The sequence below is a fragment of the Kitasatospora humi genome, assembly GCF_020907985.1.
GTDB classification, from domain to species: domain Bacteria; phylum Actinomycetota; class Actinomycetes; order Streptomycetales; family Streptomycetaceae; genus Kitasatospora; species Kitasatospora humi.
This window is the reverse complement of the sequence record NZ_JAJJPA010000014.1, coordinates 55,110-70,383: the sequence shown is the minus strand read 5'-3', so window position 1 is coordinate 70,383 and position 15,274 is coordinate 55,110. Positions and strand designations below refer to the sequence as shown.

The 15,274-nt window shown below is 72.4% G+C and carries 21 protein-coding genes; 5 read left to right on the top strand and 16 right to left on the bottom strand.

Translation table 11 applies throughout. From position 1 onward, the window contains the following. Positions 1–46: 46 nt before the first annotated feature. From rdgB to LN042_RS16000, 3 genes are all read right to left on the bottom strand, one after another. Entirely contained in the window at positions 47–658 is a 612-nt protein-coding gene (gene rdgB, locus LN042_RS16010) for an RdgB/HAM1 family non-canonical purine NTP pyrophosphatase (RefSeq protein WP_230051888.1), read from the bottom strand. Between the two features lie 82 nt (positions 659–740). Then, positions 741–1,466: a ribonuclease PH gene (gene rph / locus LN042_RS16005; RefSeq protein WP_230051887.1), complete on the bottom strand. Its 726-nt coding sequence runs from the start codon at positions 1,464–1,466 to the stop codon at positions 741–743. 130 nt (positions 1,467–1,596) lie between these two features. After that, complete coding sequence (locus LN042_RS16000; RefSeq protein WP_035848895.1) at positions 1,597–1,830, bottom strand: PTS sugar transporter subunit IIB; 234 nt, start codon at positions 1,828–1,830, stop codon at positions 1,597–1,599. Positions 1,831–2,359: 529 nt separating this feature from the next. Here LN042_RS16000 and LN042_RS15995 point away from each other — a divergent pair. Then, positions 2,360–3,634, top strand: a complete 1,275-nt coding sequence (locus LN042_RS15995) for a PTS transporter subunit EIIC (RefSeq protein ID WP_230051886.1) — start codon at positions 2,360–2,362, stop codon at positions 3,632–3,634. A 69-nt stretch (positions 3,635–3,703) separates the two neighbouring features. On the opposite strand, the gene LN042_RS15990 is transcribed toward LN042_RS15995, so the two are convergent. Continuing rightward, a complete protein-coding gene (locus LN042_RS15990; RefSeq protein ID WP_230051885.1) occupies positions 3,704–4,450 on the bottom strand; it encodes an MBL fold metallo-hydrolase in 747 nt (248 codons plus the stop codon). A gap of 214 nt (positions 4,451–4,664) precedes the next feature. Next, on the bottom strand, positions 4,665–4,850 hold the full coding sequence (locus LN042_RS15985) for a MerR family transcriptional regulator (protein ID WP_230051884.1): 186 nt from the start codon (positions 4,848–4,850) through the stop codon (positions 4,665–4,667). A gap of 156 nt (positions 4,851–5,006) precedes the next feature. On the opposite strand from LN042_RS15985, the gene LN042_RS15980 reads away from it, so the two are divergent. Beyond that, positions 5,007–5,519, top strand: a complete 513-nt coding sequence (locus LN042_RS15980; RefSeq protein ID WP_230051883.1) for a type II toxin-antitoxin system PemK/MazF family toxin — start codon at positions 5,007–5,009, stop codon at positions 5,517–5,519. Between the two features lie 16 nt (positions 5,520–5,535). On the opposite strand, the gene LN042_RS15975 is transcribed toward LN042_RS15980, so the two are convergent. The 6 genes from LN042_RS15975 to clpS all read right to left on the bottom strand — a co-directional run bounded on the left by LN042_RS15975 (position 5,536) and on the right by clpS (position 8,624). Next, positions 5,536–6,504 carry a PLP-dependent cysteine synthase family protein gene (locus LN042_RS15975; protein WP_230051882.1) on the bottom strand — a complete coding sequence of 323 codons (969 nt, stop codon included), beginning with the start codon at positions 6,502–6,504 and terminating at the stop codon, positions 5,536–5,538. Beyond that, positions 6,504–6,782 carry a MoaD/ThiS family protein gene (locus tag LN042_RS15970; protein WP_230051881.1) on the bottom strand — a complete coding sequence of 93 codons (279 nt, stop codon included), beginning with the start codon at positions 6,780–6,782 and terminating at the stop codon, positions 6,504–6,506. Before LN042_RS15970 ends, LN042_RS15975 begins: the two co-directional genes overlap by 1 nt. A 106-nt stretch (positions 6,783–6,888) precedes the next feature. Further along, a complete protein-coding gene (locus LN042_RS38025; protein ID WP_372495750.1) occupies positions 6,889–7,008 on the bottom strand; it encodes a putative leader peptide in 120 nt (39 codons plus the stop codon). Positions 7,009–7,147: 139 nt separating this feature from the next. Continuing rightward, positions 7,148–7,570 (bottom strand): M67 family metallopeptidase, encoded by a 423-nt coding sequence (locus LN042_RS15965; RefSeq protein WP_230051880.1) that lies wholly within the window; start codon positions 7,568–7,570, stop codon positions 7,148–7,150. 88 nt (positions 7,571–7,658) lie between these two features. Continuing rightward, complete coding sequence (locus LN042_RS15960) at positions 7,659–8,237, bottom strand: DUF2017 domain-containing protein (RefSeq protein WP_230051879.1); 579 nt, start codon at positions 8,235–8,237, stop codon at positions 7,659–7,661. A 93-nt stretch (positions 8,238–8,330) separates the two neighbouring features. Next, positions 8,331–8,624, bottom strand: coding sequence for an ATP-dependent Clp protease adapter ClpS (gene clpS / locus LN042_RS15955; RefSeq protein ID WP_035848862.1), 294 nt, complete (start codon positions 8,622–8,624; stop codon positions 8,331–8,333). 187 nt (positions 8,625–8,811) lie between these two features. Between clpS and LN042_RS15950 the strand changes: the two genes are divergently transcribed. Then, complete coding sequence (locus LN042_RS15950) at positions 8,812–10,167, top strand: nicotinate phosphoribosyltransferase (RefSeq protein ID WP_230051878.1); 1,356 nt, start codon at positions 8,812–8,814, stop codon at positions 10,165–10,167. 116 nt (positions 10,168–10,283) lie between these two features. After that, positions 10,284–10,871: an isochorismatase family protein gene (locus LN042_RS15945; protein WP_230051877.1), complete on the top strand. Its 588-nt coding sequence runs from the start codon at positions 10,284–10,286 to the stop codon at positions 10,869–10,871. Positions 10,872–10,991: 120 nt separating this feature from the next. Here LN042_RS15945 and LN042_RS15940 read toward each other — a convergent pair whose 3' ends face one another. After that, a complete protein-coding gene (locus tag LN042_RS15940; RefSeq protein WP_230051876.1) occupies positions 10,992–12,032 on the bottom strand; it encodes a type IV toxin-antitoxin system AbiEi family antitoxin domain-containing protein in 1,041 nt (346 codons plus the stop codon). A gap of 247 nt (positions 12,033–12,279) precedes the next feature. Here LN042_RS15940 and LN042_RS15935 point away from each other — a divergent pair, with 247 nt between their 5' ends. Continuing rightward, complete coding sequence (locus LN042_RS15935; protein WP_230051875.1) at positions 12,280–12,582, top strand: hypothetical protein; 303 nt, start codon at positions 12,280–12,282, stop codon at positions 12,580–12,582. A gap of 193 nt (positions 12,583–12,775) precedes the next feature. Here LN042_RS15935 and LN042_RS15930 read toward each other — a convergent pair whose 3' ends face one another. Genes LN042_RS15930 through mycP form a run of 4 tightly spaced genes read right to left on the bottom strand, consistent with a single transcriptional unit; the run spans position 12,776 to position 15,251 of the window. After that, positions 12,776–13,180, bottom strand: coding sequence for a winged helix-turn-helix transcriptional regulator (locus LN042_RS15930; RefSeq protein WP_230051874.1), 405 nt, complete (start codon positions 13,178–13,180; stop codon positions 12,776–12,778). Positions 13,181–13,197: 17 nt separating this feature from the next. Beyond that, on the bottom strand, positions 13,198–13,584 hold the full coding sequence (locus tag LN042_RS15925; RefSeq protein WP_230051873.1) for a VOC family protein: 387 nt from the start codon (positions 13,582–13,584) through the stop codon (positions 13,198–13,200). A 33-nt stretch (positions 13,585–13,617) separates the two neighbouring features. After that, positions 13,618–14,091: an HIT family protein gene (locus tag LN042_RS15920; RefSeq protein WP_230051872.1), complete on the bottom strand. Its 474-nt coding sequence runs from the start codon at positions 14,089–14,091 to the stop codon at positions 13,618–13,620. Continuing rightward, a complete protein-coding gene (gene mycP / locus LN042_RS15915; protein ID WP_230051871.1) occupies positions 14,088–15,251 on the bottom strand; it encodes a type VII secretion-associated serine protease mycosin in 1,164 nt (387 codons plus the stop codon). The genes LN042_RS15920 and mycP overlap by 4 nt, the downstream gene beginning before the upstream one ends. Positions 15,252–15,274 lie beyond the last annotated feature (23 nt).

Below are 15,274 nucleotides of genomic sequence, written 5' to 3'. Positions count from 1 at the left end.
CCAGTGTCACCTTCGAAGCGAAGGCGACACTGGGCCGAATCTTCTCCTACCCCAGCAACTCCCCCACCACCTCCGCCAGTGCGCGGAAGGCCTTGCCCCGGTGGCTGATCGCGTTCTTCTCATCCGGCGTCAACTCCGCGCAGGTGCGGGTCTCCCCCAGCGGCTGCAGGATCGGGTCGTAGCCGAAGCCGTTGCTGCCGGCCGGGGCGGTGCGCAGGGTGCCGAGGAGGCGGCCCTCGACGACGCGCTCGGTGCCGTCGGGGAGGGCGAGGGCGGCGGCGCAGGCGAAGTGGGCGGCGCGGTGTTCGGGGGCGATGTCGGAGAGCTGGGCGAGCAGCAGCTCCAGGTTGGCCCGGTCGTCGCCGTGCCTGCCGGACCAGCGGGCCGAGAAGATGCCGGGTGCGCCGTTCAGCACGTCGACGCAGAGGCCGGAGTCGTCGGCGACGGCGGGCAGGCCGGTGGCGCGGGCCAGGGCGTGCGCCTTGAGGAGGGCGTTCTCGGCGAAGGTGACGCCGGTCTCGGCCACGTCCGGGACCTCGGGGTAGGCGTCGGCGCCGACGAGTTCGACGTTGAGGCCGGCGGCGCCGAGGATGGCGCGCAGTTCGGTGACCTTGTGCTGGTTGCGGGTCGCGAGGATCAGGCGGCGGGGGGTGCTCATGGCTCCCCAGTATCCCGGACCGCCCGCGGGTGCGGGTGGTGGGCCGCCCGGCCCGCCACCCGCCCGGATCCCTGAGGAGCGGTCAGCCGGCCAGCGCCTCGCGCTGGATGGCGTCCAGCTCGGCGCAGCCCTGGGCGCCGAGGTCGATCAGCCGGTTGAGCAGCTCGCGGTCGAAGGGTTGGCCTTCGGCGGTGCCCTGGACCTCGACGAAGCGGCCGTCGGAGGTGCAGACGATGTTCATGTCGGTCTCGGCCCGGACGTCCTCCTCGTACCGGAGGTCGAGCATGGGGATGCCGTCGATGATGCCGACGCTGACGGCGCTGACGCCGCCGGTGATGGGCTGGCCCTTGGCGCGCAGCAGCTTCTTCTCGCGGGCCCAGGTGACGGCGTCGACCAGGGCGACGTAGGCGCCGGTGATGGCGGCGGTGCGGGTGCCGCCGTCGGCCTGGAGCACGTCGCAGTCGAGCACGATGGTGTTCTCGGCGAGGGCCTTGTGGTCGACGACGGCGCGCAGCGAGCGGCCGATCAGGCGGCTGATCTCGTGGGTGCGTCCGCCGATCTTGCCACGGACGGATTCGCGGTCGCCGCGGGTGTTGGTGGCGCGCGGCAGCATGGCGTACTCGGCGGTGACCCAGCCTTCGCCGCTGCCCTTGCGCCAGCGCGGGACGCCTTCGGTGACGCTGGCGGTGCAGAGCACCTTGGTGTCGCCGTAGGAGACCAGGACGGAGCCTTCGGCGTGCTTGCTCCAGCCGCGTTCGATGGTGATCGGGCGGAGCTGGTCGGGGGTGCGGCCGTCGATGCGTGACATGTGCCCGAGCGTAGTCGCTCGGCGTGGTCGGCCCGTACGTCGAGGGCCCGCCACGGCGGCTGCGTGACGGGCCCTCGGCGTTGCGGCCCGGCTCGGGCTGCGGGTGGGGCTCGGGTTTGGGGGGGTGGGACTACATCATGTCCTCGATGTCGGCGGCGATCGGGTCGGCGTCGGTGCCGATGACGACCTGGATGGCGGTTCCCATCTTGACGACGCCGTGGGCGCCGGCGGCCTTGAGGGCGGCCTCGTCGATGAGGGAGGGGTCCTTGACCTCGGTCCGCAGCCGGGTGATGCAGCCTTCGACCTCTTCGATGTTGTCGATGCCGCCGAGACCGGCGACGATCTTCTCAGCCTTGCTGGCCATGGTCCTTCTCCCTCTGTCTCGGCGCTCCGGCGCTGGTGCCGGGGGCCGTCCTGCGGTGTGCCGTGCTGCGGGTGCCGGGTGGTGACGCGGGCTCAGTTCGCCTGCGGCGCGCTCCGGCGCGACCAGGATCGCCCGGTTCGGGGTGATCCGCCATGCCGGCCACGATCGGCCCAGCCCCGCGCGCGCCGGTGGGGCCGTGGTCCCAGGATGGCGGTGGGCGGGAGCCCGGGCCGTCGGGCGCTTCCGGCAGCACCGCCACTGGTCTACACCAGTGTGGTCGTACTTCCCAAAACGCGCGGACCGGCGCCGATGCCCCCCTGTCCAGCCGTGTCCGCGCAGGGCAGTGATCATTAATCCTCAATAAGGTTTCGATTTCATAGCTCTTCCGACCTGCGGGCCTGTCGGCCCTTCCGGCCCCTCTCGCGCCGTGCTACAAAACTGGTCTACACCACTTGTGGTGTAGACCAGTTCGCGTACTGGTTCCGGACCGCACCCCGCCCGGTACGCCATGCCGTGAGGAACCACCCGCATGAGTACGACAGCGCAGGCAGCGTCGCCCGCCGCTCCGTCCCCCGCCAGGAAGTCCGGCCAGAACCTGCTGCAGGGCCTGCAGAAGATGGGCCGCAGCCTCCAACTGCCGATCGCCGTGCTGCCGGCCGCCGGCCTGCTGCTGCGTCTCGGCCAGGACGACGTCTTCGGCAAGGACGGCCTCGGCTGGAACAAGGTCGCCGCCGTGTTCGACGCGGCCGGTGGCTCCATCCTCGACACCAAGTTCGGCCTGCCGCTGCTCTTCGCCATCGGCATCGCCATCGGCTTCGCCAAGAAGGCGGACGGCTCCACCGCGCTGGCCGCCGTGGTCGGCTTCCTGGTGTACAGCAAGGTCCTGACGGCGTTCCCGGTCACCGAGGGCCACCTCGCCGACGGCACCTGGGTGGAGGCGACCTACCAGAACCCCGGTGTGCTCGGCGGTATCGTCATCGGCCTGCTCAGCGCGGTGCTCTGGCAGCGGTTCCACCGCACCAAGCTGGTCGACTGGCTCGGCTTCTTCAACGGCCGCCGACTGGTCCCGATCCTCATGGCCTTCGTCGGCACCGCGGTCGGGGTGCTCTTCGCCCAGTTCTGGGGCCCGGTGGGCGATGCGATCGGCCACCTGAACAACACCCTGATCGGTGCCGGGGCGCTCGGTGCGGGCGCCTTCGGCCTGGTCAACCGCGCCCTGCTGCCGGTCGGCATGCACCAGTTCGTCAACTCCTACGCCTGGTTCCAGGCGGGTGACTTCACCAAGCCGGACGGCACCGTGGTGCACGGCGACCTGACCCGCTACCTGTTCGGCGACCCGACCGCCGGCCAGTTCATGGCCGGCTTCTTCCCGATCATGATGTTCGCGCTGCCCGCCGCCGCGCTGGCCATCGCGCACTGCGCGCGCCCGGAGCGCCGCAAGGCCGTGCTCGGGATGATGATGTCGCTTGCGCTGACCTCCTTCGTCACCGGCGTGACCGAGCCGATCGAGTTCGCCTTCGTCTTCATCGCGCCCGCGCTGTACGTGGTCCACGTGCTGCTGACCGCGGTGTCGATGGCCGTGACCTGGGCCCTGGGCGTGCACCTCGGCTTCACCTTCTCGGCCGGCCTGATCGACCTGCTGCTCGGCTGGAGCCACGGCCGCAACCAGTGGCTGGTCCTCCCGATCGGCCTGGTCTTCGCCGCGGTCTACTACTTCGTGTTCCGCTTCGTGATCACCAGGTTCGACCTGCCGACCCCGGGCCGCGAGCCCGAGGAGGAGATCGAGGACACCACCAAGGCGTGAGACGGGACCTCGGTGAGCCGCAGGCCCGGGGTGGCCCGTCCGCAGCCGGACGGGCCACCCCGCACCGTCTCAGACCTCGTACGCCGCGCCCGCCTTGGCCAGCTCGACGGGACCGGCGAAGGCGGCCTCGGCGTCCCGCAGGTTGCGCTGCGGGTCGGTCCACGGCGGGATGTGGGTCAGCACCAGACGGCGGGCCCGGGCGGCGGCGGCGTGCTCGCCGGCCTCCCGGCCGTTGAGGTGGATCTCCTGGTAGGTCTCCTTGCCGTCGGTGTAGGCCGCCTCGCAGAGGAACAGGTCGCAGTCGCGGGCCAGCTCCACCAGTGCGCGGCTCACCCCGGTGTCCCCGGAGTAGACGAGTGAGCGGCCGTCGTGCTCGACCCGGAAGGCGAAGGTCTCCACCGGGTGGTTGACCCGGGCGACGGTGACGGTCAGCGGGCCGATCTCGACGGTGCCGGGGCGCAGCGTGCGGAAGTCGAAGACCTCGGTCATGCCGGGGGCCTCGGGCATGTCGTAGGCGCGGGCCATCCGGCCGGGGGTGTCGGCGGGGCCGTAGACCGGGAGCGGGGCCGGGACGCCCTCCAGGCGGTAGTTGCGGGCCACCCAGTAGGCGCACAGGTCGATGCAGTGGTCGGCGTGCAGGTGGCTGAGGGCGATCGCGTCGACCTCGTAGAGGCCGATGTGGTTCTGCAGGGCGCCGAGCGCGCCGTTGCCGAGGTCCAGGACCAACCGGAAGCCGTCGGCCTCGACCAGGTAGCTGGAGCAGGCGGATTCGGGGGACGGGAAGCTCCCGGAGCACCCCACCACAGTCAGTTTCATCCCGAGCCCCTCCGCCCGATCCAGGTCCCGCGCACGCTGGTCATCGCCGGGTCACACCGGTGGGTAGCGGCAGCGGTCGCCTGTCGAGGGTAAGGGCGGAGCGGCGCTTTGCCCCCGTCCCCGTGCCGGGCTGTGGCTGGAATCACCAGAACGGGGCGGCGCGCGGATCCCGTGGCGCGCCAACGCTTTCGGGGGCTGCGGCGGGTCCGGCGGGTCAGCGGTGGCCGGGGCGGCGGCGGGCCCAGGCCCTGATGGTGGACGGGTACCAGCGGGGGTGGCCGGCCTCGTCCACGAAGTCGGGTTCCGGGAGGAGGCCGTGCCGGCGGTAGCTGCGCACGGTGTCGGTCTGGACGCCGATGTGGTGGGCGATCTCCGGGTAGGACCACGCTTCCCGAGACACGCGCGTCACCTCCGAGGGTGCGAGGGCTGTGAACGGGTCCAGCCAATCGGCCGCGGGCGGGCGGTGCGGGGTGCGGCGGGCGTCGTGGCTGTTCCGTGACGAACCGGCTGCAGGGGGCGGATATCTGCCCAACTGTCACACCGGTACGGTCGTCGCATGGATCTCGCGCAGCCGCACCCAGCGCACCCGGACCTCGCGCAGCACGTCCCGGCCGCGGCCTATCCGCTGCTCGGCCTGGCCGCCCTGGTGGTGCTCGCCCTCGTGGTGCTGCTCGGCCGCCGCTCGCGCGGCGCGGGGCCGGGTACCGCCCCGGCCCGCACTCCCGCACCGCGCCGGGCGGCGGGAGTGGCGGCGGGCACTCCGGCGCCGCGCGAGATCTGGTGGGCCGAGGTGCCGTTCGAGGACCGCCCGGGCGGCAAGGACCGCCCCTGCCTGGTGCTTTCGGTGCACGGCCGGACCGCGACCGTGGTCAAGATCACCAGCAAGCAGCACCAGCGCCCCGGGGTGCTGGCGCTGCCGCCGGGCTCGGTGGGCGACCGGGAGGGCCGGGCCGGCTGGCTGGAGACCGACGAGCTGCGCGAGGTGGCGCTGACCGCCTTCCGCCGCCGGGTCGGCCTGCTGGACGCACCGACCTGGGCCCGCACCGAGCGTGCGGTGCGGGCCCGTTGAGCGACCTGGCGGCACGTCAGGCCCAGAGCTGGCCCTTCAGCGCCTCGACCGCCTCGTCGGTGTCGGCGGCGGTGTAGATGCCGGTGGACAGGTACTTCCAGCCGCCGTCCGGCACCACGAAGACGATGTCGGCCCGCTCACCCGCCGCGGCGGCCCGGCGGCCGACGCCGAGCGCCGCGTGCAGGATCGCGCCGGTCGAGACCCCCGCGAAGATGCCTTCCTCGGCCAGGAGTTGACGGGTGCGCCGGACCGAGTCGGCGGAGCCGACGCTGAACCGGCTGGTCAGCACCTCGGCGTCGTAGAGCTCGGGCACGAAGCCCTCGTCGAGGTTGCGCAACCCGTAGACCAGGTCGTCGTAGCGCGGCTCGGCGGCCACGATCTGCACGCCGGGGACCTTCTCGCGCAGGTACCGGCCGACGCCCATCAGGGTGCCGGTGGTGCCGAGCCCCGCCACGAAGTGCGTCACGGTCGGCAGGTCGGCCAGGATCTCCGGGCCGGTGGTGGCGTAGTGCGCGCCGGCGTTGTCCGGGTTGCCGTACTGGTAGAGCATCACCCAGTCCGGGTGCTCGGCGGCCAGCTCCTTGGCCACCCGCACGGCGGTGTTGGAGCCGCCGGCGGCCGGCGAGGAGATGATCTCGGCGCCCCACATCCGGAGCAGCTCGCGCCGCTCCTCGCTGGTGTTCTCCGGCATCACGCAGACCATCCGGTAGCCCTTGAGCTTGGCCGCCATGGCGAGCGAGATGCCGGTGTTGCCGCTGGTGGGTTCGAGCACGGTGCAGCCGGGGGTGAGCCGGCCGGCCGCCTCGGCCCGCTCGATCATGTGCAGGGCCGGGCGGTCCTTGATCGAGCCGGTCGGGTTGCGGTCCTCCAGCTTGGCCCAGAGCGTCACCAGGCCCGCCTCGTTGCCCGGCACGGCCGCGGAGAGCCGGGGCAGCCGGACCAGCGGGGTGTTGCCGACGGCTTGGAGGGGGCTGTCGTAACGCATTACTTCGCGCCGCCGGCCACGGCGGGGAGGATGGTGATGCTGTCGCCGTCGGTCAGTTCGGTGCCGATGCCCTGCAGGAACCGGACGTCCTCGTCGTTCAGGTAGACGTTGACGAAGCGGCGCAGCTCACCGTTGTCCAGCAGGCGGTCGGCGATGCCCGGGTGGCGGACGTCGAGGTCGGCGATGAGCTCTCCGAGGCTGCTGCCGGTGCCGTCGACGGCCTTGGCGCCGCCGGTGTAGGTGCGGAGGATGGTCGGGATGCGGACCTCGATGGCCATGGCTGTGCTCCTGGGCAGGTGGTGGTGGGGCCGCAGGGGCGCGGCGGGGTGGGGCGGAGGCTGGGCGTGCGGCCGCACGCACCCGGACCGGCCGGGCGGCGCGCCCTCAGGTGCCGCAGCGGCAGGCGTCCGGACAGATCGCCGCGGCGTGCCGGCACAGGTCGATGTGCAGGCGCGCCACGAGGCGGATGCCCGGGGCCTGAGTGCTCACATCGACGGAACGCATGCGGTCATCGTATAGATTCCCGGCCGGGTTCCTCCATGCCCGTCTCGCTGCTCGGATACTTTCCTTCCGAGGGCTGAGATCCACTGCAGAGCGCCGGGCCGGCCGCGACCGGCGGGCGCGGGCCGTCGGCCGTTGCCGGTCAGGCGTCGACCACCTGGACGTCCTCCTCGGTGATCACGCCGTCCACGATGCGGAACGAGCGGAACTGGAAGGGGTCCTCGGACCCGTTGCCCTCGGCGGTGGAGACCAGCACGTAGTGGGCGTTCGGTTCGGAGGCGTAGCTGACGTCGGTGCGCGACGGGTAGGCCTCGGTCGCGGTGTGCGAGTGGTAGACGATCACCGGTTCCTCGTCCCGGTCGTCCATCTCGCGGTAGAGCTTGAGCAGGTCGGACGAGTCGAACTCGTAGAAGGTGGGCGAGCGGGCCGCGTTCAGCATCGGAACGAACCGCTCCGGGCGGTCGCTGCCGGCCGGTCCGGCGACGACCCCGCAGGCCTCGTCCGGGTGGTCGGCGCGGGCGTGGGCGACGATCGCGTCGTGCAGCTCTCGGGTGATGGTCAGCATGCGGCCAGGATAGGGGCAGCCCCGAGCGGCCCGTCAGCGCCTCCGACCGGCGGACGGTGCCGCCAACTCGGCGGCGGGACGGCCCTGATCAGCCGGTCATCGCCTCCAGCAGCGACTCCTGCATGGCCCCGAGCCACAGGTAGGCCATCACCAGCGGCTTGCGCTCGTCGCTGTCCGGTAGCTGGTAGAGCCCCTGCTCGTCGTCCTCGGTGACCTCCAGCCGGATGCCGATGGTCAGGCGCAGGTCGTTGAGGGCGCCGAGCCAGCGCCGGCACTCGTCGTCGGTGGGGCTCAGCACTCCGCCGTCGCCGCCGAGGCTGTCCAGCGAGCGGACCACGAACAGCGCGTCCTCCCGCTTGCGGGCCCGCAGGTCCAGCTCGGTGTAGCGGCGGAACTCGGCGGCCAGTGCCCGGGTCTGCGGGTCGGCCGCCTCGCCGGGGTCGCCGTACGCGTCGGGGAAGAGCCGGGCCAGTGCCGGGTCGCCGGGCATCTCGGTGGGGCCCTCGGCGAACAGGGCGGCCAGCGGGTCGGCGCCGGGCTCGCCGCCCGGACCGGGCCCGATCAGCTCCAGCATCTGCACCTCGAGCGAGCGGAGGATGTCCGCCTCCACCTGGTCGAGCGCGATCGCCGCGCCCCCGTCTCGGGTCCGCTCGAACAAGCCAGCCATCAGTGCAACTACCGTCCCGTGTTCGTGATCGATTGGAGTGCGGTTGATCGGGGCGCGATCGCCCCGCGCGACCGGTCGGAAACCGACCGGTCGTCAGTCGTGCTGCAGGGTGGCCCACAGGCCGTAGCCGTGCATGGCCTGGACGTCCCGTTCCATCTCCTCGCGGGTGCCGCTGGAGACCACGGCCCGGCCGCGGGTGTGGACGTCCATCATCAGCTTGCGGGCCTTCTCCTTCGGGTAGCCGAAGTACGCCTGGAAGACATAGAGGACGTAGCTCATCAGATTGACCGGATCGTTGTGGACGATCGTCACCCACGGCGTGTCCGGCTCCGCCACCGGGAGGCTCTCGGCCTCGGGGCGTTCGATCTCGGCCGGCGCGACACTCACGGCGGGCTCTCCTCTACGGGACGGGTCACGGGCTCTGCGTCTGGCAACTGCTGGGCGCCCTCCCCCGCTCGGCAGAGGCCCCCCTGACCTCCCATGCTGCCATCCGAGGGACCGCGGAGCGATTCCGACCCGGCGATCGGCCACCAAAATCGTCAAACTGACGCTAAGTGGTAGTAGCATCATATGCATGGACGCCCAGGCATTCGCGGCGGCACCGACCGCCCTGCCCACCTCTCCGGCAGCCGCCTCGACCGCGCTGCTCACCGACCGCTACGAGCTCACCATGCTGCAGGCCGCGCTGCGCAGCGGTGCGGCGCACCGCCGCTCGGTCTTCGAGGTCTTCACCCGGCGGCTGCCGGACGGCCGCCGCTACGGCGTGCTGGCCGGCGTGGGCCGGGTCCTCGACGCGGTGCGGGACTTCCGCTTCAGCACCGCCCAGCTGGACTGGCTGGCCGACCAGCGGGTGGTGGACGAACCGACCCTGCGCTGGCTGGCCGACTACCGCTTCACGGGTGACATCCACGGCTACCCGGAGGGCGAGGTCTACTTCCCCGGCTCCCCGCTGCTGACCGTCGAGGGCAGCTTCGCGGAGGCCGTTCTCCTGGAGACGGTGATCCTGTCCATCCTCAACTTCGACTCGGCGGTGGCCGCCGCCGCGTCCCGGATGACGGCCGCCGCGGGGGAGCGGCCGTGCATCGAGATGGGCGCCCGGCGGGCCCACGAGCGGGCGGCGGTGGCCGCCGCCCGGGCGGCCTACGTCGCCGGCTTCGCCGCCACCTCCGACCTGGAGGCCGGCTTCACCCACGGCATCCCGACCACCGGCACCGCCGCGCACGCCTTCACCCTGCTGCACGACACCGAGAAGGACGCGTTCACCGCCCAGATCGCCTCGATGGGCACCGGCACCACCCTGCTGGTGGACACCTACGACCTGGCCGAGGCGGTGCGCACCGCCGTCGAGGTGGCCGGGCCCGAGCTCGGCGCCGTCCGGATCGACTCCGGCGACCTGACCATGCTGGCCCACCGGGTCCGCCGCCAGCTCGACGAGCTCGGCGCCCACCGGACCCGCATCATCGTCACCTCCGACCTGGACGAGTACGCCATCGCCGCGCTCGCCGCCGCGCCGGTCGACGGCTACGGCGTCGGCACCAGTCTGGTCACCGGCAGTGGCCAGCCGACCTGCGCGATGGTCTACAAGCTGGTCGCCCGGGCCGCCTCCGCCGATCCCGGCGCCCCGCTGGTGCCGGTGGCCAAGCGCTCGGCCGGCGCCAAGTCCAGTGCGGGCGGCCGCAAGTGGGCGGCCCGCCGCCCGGACGCCGACGGAGTGGCCGAGGCCGAGGTGGTCGGCACCGGGGAGCCGCCCGCCGAGCTCGCCGGGCACGCCCTGCAGGTGCCGCTGGTGCGGGCCGGTGAGGTGGTCGGCCGGGAGCCGCTGGCCGCCGCCCGGGAACGCCACCTGCGCTCGCGGGCCGCTCTGCCGATGTCGGCCACCCAGCTCTCCCGCGGCGAGCCGGTGATCGCCACCGAGCTGCTGCTGGGCTGACGGCGACGAGGGCGGCGCGGTAGCGCCCCTTCCACCGCCCACCGGCACTCCCTAGAGTGGCCACGCTCCCGAGTGGCCACCCCACTCACCACCCGATTCAGCAAGGATCCAACACCATGTCCCGGGCCCTGATCGTCATCGATGTGCAGAACGACTTCTGCGAGGGCGGCAGCCTGCCCGTGGCCGGCGGGGCCGAGGTGGCGGCCGCGATCACCGAGCTGATCGCCACCGAGCGCGGGTCCTACGACCACATCGTGGCCACCCGGGACAACCACCTCGACCCGGGTGACCACTTCTCCGCCGAGCCCGACTACGTCGACAGCTGGCCGCCGCACTGCGTGGCCGGCACCGAGGGGGTCGGCTTCCACCCCAACTTCGCGCCCTCGGTCACCTCCGGCGCGATCGAGGCGGTCTTCTCCAAGGGCGCGCACGCCGCGGCCTACAGCGGCTTCGAGGGCTTCGACGAGAACGGCAGCACGCTGGCCGACTGGCTGCGCGAGCGTGCGGTGGACGAGCTGGACCTGGTCGGCATCGCCACCGACCACTGCGTGCGGGCCACGGCGCTGGACGCGGCGCGCGCGGGGTTCGCCACCCGGGTGCTGCTGGACCACACGGCGGGCGTGGCGGCCCGGACCACGGCGCAGGCGCTGGAGCAGCTGAGGGCGGCGGGCGTGGTGCTGAGCGGGGAGCCGGTACTGGGCTGAGCGGGGAGCCGGTGCCGGGCTGATCGGGAAGCCGGTGCCGGGCTGAGCGGGGAGCCGTGCCGGGCTGATCGGGGAAGCCGGTGCCGGGCTGAGCCCGTCCGGCCCGGGGCGGGCTGCGGCTCAGCCCTCGGCGACCTGCAGCTCCACCAGGTCGGTGGCGCCGAGCAGCAGGGCCTGCCGCAGCTCCTCGGCCGCCGCGGCCGAGTCCGCCGCCACCTGCTCCGCGGTCAGGTGCAGCACCCGCACCCCCAGATAGGCCATCCGGTGCTGTCCGGCCCGCATCCAGGCGGTCTCGCCGTCGCTCAGGCAGCGCAGCGCCGAGTCCACCTCGACCGCCACGCCCTCCAGCGGCCAGTAGAGGTCGGGCACCGCCACGAAGGTGCCGCCGCGCATCCGCAGCTCGGGCCCGGTCAGCGGGGTGGGCAGCAGCTCGGCGGCGGCCAGCTCCAGCACTCCACCGAGCGTCGCCTGCCGTTCGGCGGCCAGCAATTCGTCCACCGCGGCGCGGATCCGCGGCTGGCTCAGCAGCCCCGCCTCGCGCAGCTCGGCGAGCAGCTCGGCCGGCGGGCAGGACCGGGGGCCGTCCGCACGGCCGTCGGCCACCGCCTCGCGCAGCACGGTCCGCAGCCCCCGGGAGCCGAGCAGCCCCGCGTCCAGCGCCCCGCTGTCGGTCCACTCGCGCAGCGCGTCCGCCACCGCCCGGGGCACCGGCGCGCAGGCCAGCCCGTGCACCTCGCGGGACTCCAACTGCCGGGAGGTGCGCCGGATCCGCACCTCCCCCACGTCCCGCAGCCGGCGCTGCCGGGGCACCAGCACCTCCACGTCGGTGATGGCGGGCAACCGGGGCACCGCGGTGAAGCCGTAGAGCGCCAGCGCGGCGGCACCGGTGAGCACCGCGCCGGTCCGGCTGCCGTCCTCGCGCCCGTTCTGGGCCGCGTAGAGCAGCGCGGCCCACATCCGCTGCTCGGGCGTCGGCTCGCCCGGCTGCAGCAGGTAGACCCGGGGCAGCAGACGCTGCCAGGGACCGCCGCGCCGGCAGTGCTCGCTGACCACGCGGGACGGAACTCCGCGGGCGCGCAGCTGACTTGCCGTGATCACGTTCTGCTGACGGCGGGCCAGCTCTTCGAGGGACAGGGCAGTGGGCGGCATCTGGAAGCTCATGCGACAACCCTCCCCCGTCGCCCGGTCGCCGCAGTCGTACACTGACGCACCGTTACGCAACCGTCGTCAAACCGGGACAGCTCCGCACTAAAGTCGCCATACCCGCACTCATTCGGAGTAATTGGGCGCGACTTGCTTGCGCGTGCTACCCAGACCGTGCTTTCCCCAATCGCGGTGTGACTCGGGCCACTTCCCCGGAATCCTCCCTCCCCGCGAGCCACTCGCGACCATTGCCTACCATCGGGACATGCCATATGACGAGACATCAGGTCTGAGCGCGGCGCAGCTGCGTCTGGGCCGGCTGCCCGGTTACGTCCGGCGGCCCGACCCCGCCCGCCGGGCCGGCGAGCGGGGTTCGACGTACAAGAAGGGCTGGGAGGTCCGCTTCACGGCCCGCAGTGAGGCGGAGATAGCGGAGATCCGCGAGCTCCTCGTCGCGGCCGGGTTCGCCCCCGCCCGGCCGTTCTTCAAGGGTCAGCAACTGATCCAGCCGGTGTACGGCATGGCGGTGGTGCGGACCTACCTGGAGGCCCGCGAACTGGCCGCCTGACCGGTCGGCGGAGCCGCCGGACAACCGGGGGGCAGGGGACCATGGGGACAACGGGGGTGTCCCTTCGAACCGGACCCGCCATGTGCCGTGCCCGCCGCGACGCCCACGTCGACGGTGCCGGGTGCGCCACGGCACCCACGCTGCCGGGTGCGCCACGACGCCTACGCCGGCGGTGCCGGGTGCGCCGCGACGCCTACGCCGGCGGTGCCGGGTGCGCCGCGCGGGCTGCCAGCAGCCGGTCCAGGTTCTCCCCGGCCCAGCCGCAGACCGCGTCCATCGGGCCGAACAGCGAGTGGCCCAACGTCGTCAACTCGTACTCCACGCGGGGCGGGTGCTCCTGGAACTCGGTCCGGGTCAGCAGCCCGTCCCGCTCCAGCGAGCGCAGCGTCTCGGTCAGCACCTTCGGAGTGACCCAGTGCAGCGGCACCCGCAGCTCCGAGAACCGCCGAGGCCCCGGCTCCAGGCAGCGCAGCACCAGCCAGGCCCACTTCGCGCTGAACCTGAACGGCACCGGATCCGGCAGGCAGCCCGGATCGAACAGCCCACGCGGCAGCGGCTGCGGCGGAGCCGGGGCGAAGGTCTCCCGGGGCGTCGTCATCGTCGTGGAAGGGTCGTTCACCGGGCGCCGTGGGGCTCCAGGAACTCCAGGCGGTTGCCCAGCTTGTCGAAGGCGTAGAAGCGGTCGTGACCCGGGAACTCGCCGTCCCACTGCACCGGGTGGCCATGTGCCTCGAGCCGCTCGGCCAGCGCCCGCAGGCCGTTCACCAGGATGCCAGGGTGCGCCTTGCGGGCGGGGGTGAAGTCCTGCTCCACACCGAGGTGCACCTCCAGGCCGCCGCCTCGGAACCAGCACCCGCCGCGGGCCGCCAGCACCGGCGGCTTCTCCAGCTCGGCCATTCCCATCACGTCCCCCCAGAACTCCCGACAGAGCGGCTCGGCCCCCGGCGGAATCGCGAGCTGGACATGGTGCAGGCCGGTGAAGGAGGCAGCGGACTCAGACATGGGCACGACCCTAGTGCCGCACCTGGCGCCTTGTCAGGGGGACGGTTCGGACCGGGAGCGCGACGCCCGAGCGAGGCGGGCCCCCAGTCGCAGCGCGAACTCGTCCTGCTCCCGCTCCGACGGGCCGGGCCCGCCGCCGAGCAGTCCGAAGATCCCCGGCCCGCGCAGCTCCTGCGCCAACTCCGGCGGCCGCGGCACCAGATGGAAGTGCACGTGCCCGAATCCGGGCGCCTCGGCGAACTGGGCCAGATAGACCTTCCGGCAGCCGGTCTCCTCGGTCAGCGCCCGGGACAGCCGCACCTGCCAGTGACCCAGCCCCGCCGCCTCTTCGTCCGTCAGCTCGGCGATGCTCAGCACGTGCCGGCGCGGCAGCAGCACCAGCCATCCCAGCAGCCCCGCCCCGAACGCGTGCGCCACCCGCCAGTGCTCGTCCACCGCCACCCGCTCACGCGGCGGCAACCCGGCGAGCACGGCCGTCCTGGCGCAGCTCAGACAGTCCTGCGTCACGCCGTGGCCCGCCGCACCAGCACGCCGATCCCGGCGACCACCAGCACCAGCACCACGCCGCCCCCGACGTAGAGCCACACCGACACCCCGCCGTCCCTGCCCGCCGCCTGCGGCACCGGAGCCGGCGACGCCGAGTCGGGCCCGCCCTGCGACTCCACCCGGTTCAGCAGCGGGTTGTCCTTCGGCCCGTTGTCGACAGCGGGATTCGCCTTCAGCGCCTTGGACGGCGACGCGATCCCGTACCCGTAGCGGTCATTGGGCGCCGCACTGTGGTCAGGCGGCGCGTCAGCGGAGGTGATCAGCCGGCGGATCACCTGACCGGCGGTGAGGTCGGGGTACTTGGAACGCACCAGGGCGGCGATGGCGGAGACGTAGGCGGTGGCGTCGGAGGTGCCGTCGGCGTAGCGGTAGTCGGTCGGGGACTTGTTTCCGGCATCGACAATGCTGACGCCCGGGGCAACAAGTGTTAGCTCAGGACCGCAGTCGGACTTGACCCAGATGCTGCCCGTCTTGTCAACCGCCCCTACCGCTACTACACCGGGAAAGGCTGCTGGATAACCAACATCCGAGGCCAAGTTGCCCGATCCAGCAACCAGGACAACATCGCGCGAGACTGCATAGGCGACAGCCTCCCGATCAGCCGGGCTGGTGCGCATTGCACCAGTAATGGACATATTTACAACCTTCGCGCCGTGATCCACCGCATAGCGAAGGGCATCGGCAAACCTGTCTCCGTTACTCGCGCTCACGTCGCCAGCCTCCGAAAGGTCCAGCCGAACAGGAAGGATCTTGGCCTTCGGTGCCAGTCCCATTACTCCTGACTGGTCTCCATGACCATGGCCAGCAATCAGGCTGGCCATGGCCGTTCCATGCCCCTCGGTGTCAACACGGCCATCGCTCTGTCCGCCCGAGAAGTCAGCCCCTGGCAACACCTGACCAGTCAGATCCTGATGATCCGCATTCACTCCCGAATCGATGACGGCAACTGTGACACCATCGCCCTGGCTGATCGGCCACACCTTGCCTGGAGCGTCATAGACCTTCAGAGCCCACTGCTGGTCTCGGATGGTGTCCGCCACCGCTGGCCCGGCCGTCAGGCCCCACACCAGGGCCGCAGCCGCGAGAGCGGCCATCCCCCGCACCGACCGCCTGCTGGTCATGACCGCTCCCCCATCTCGCCGAC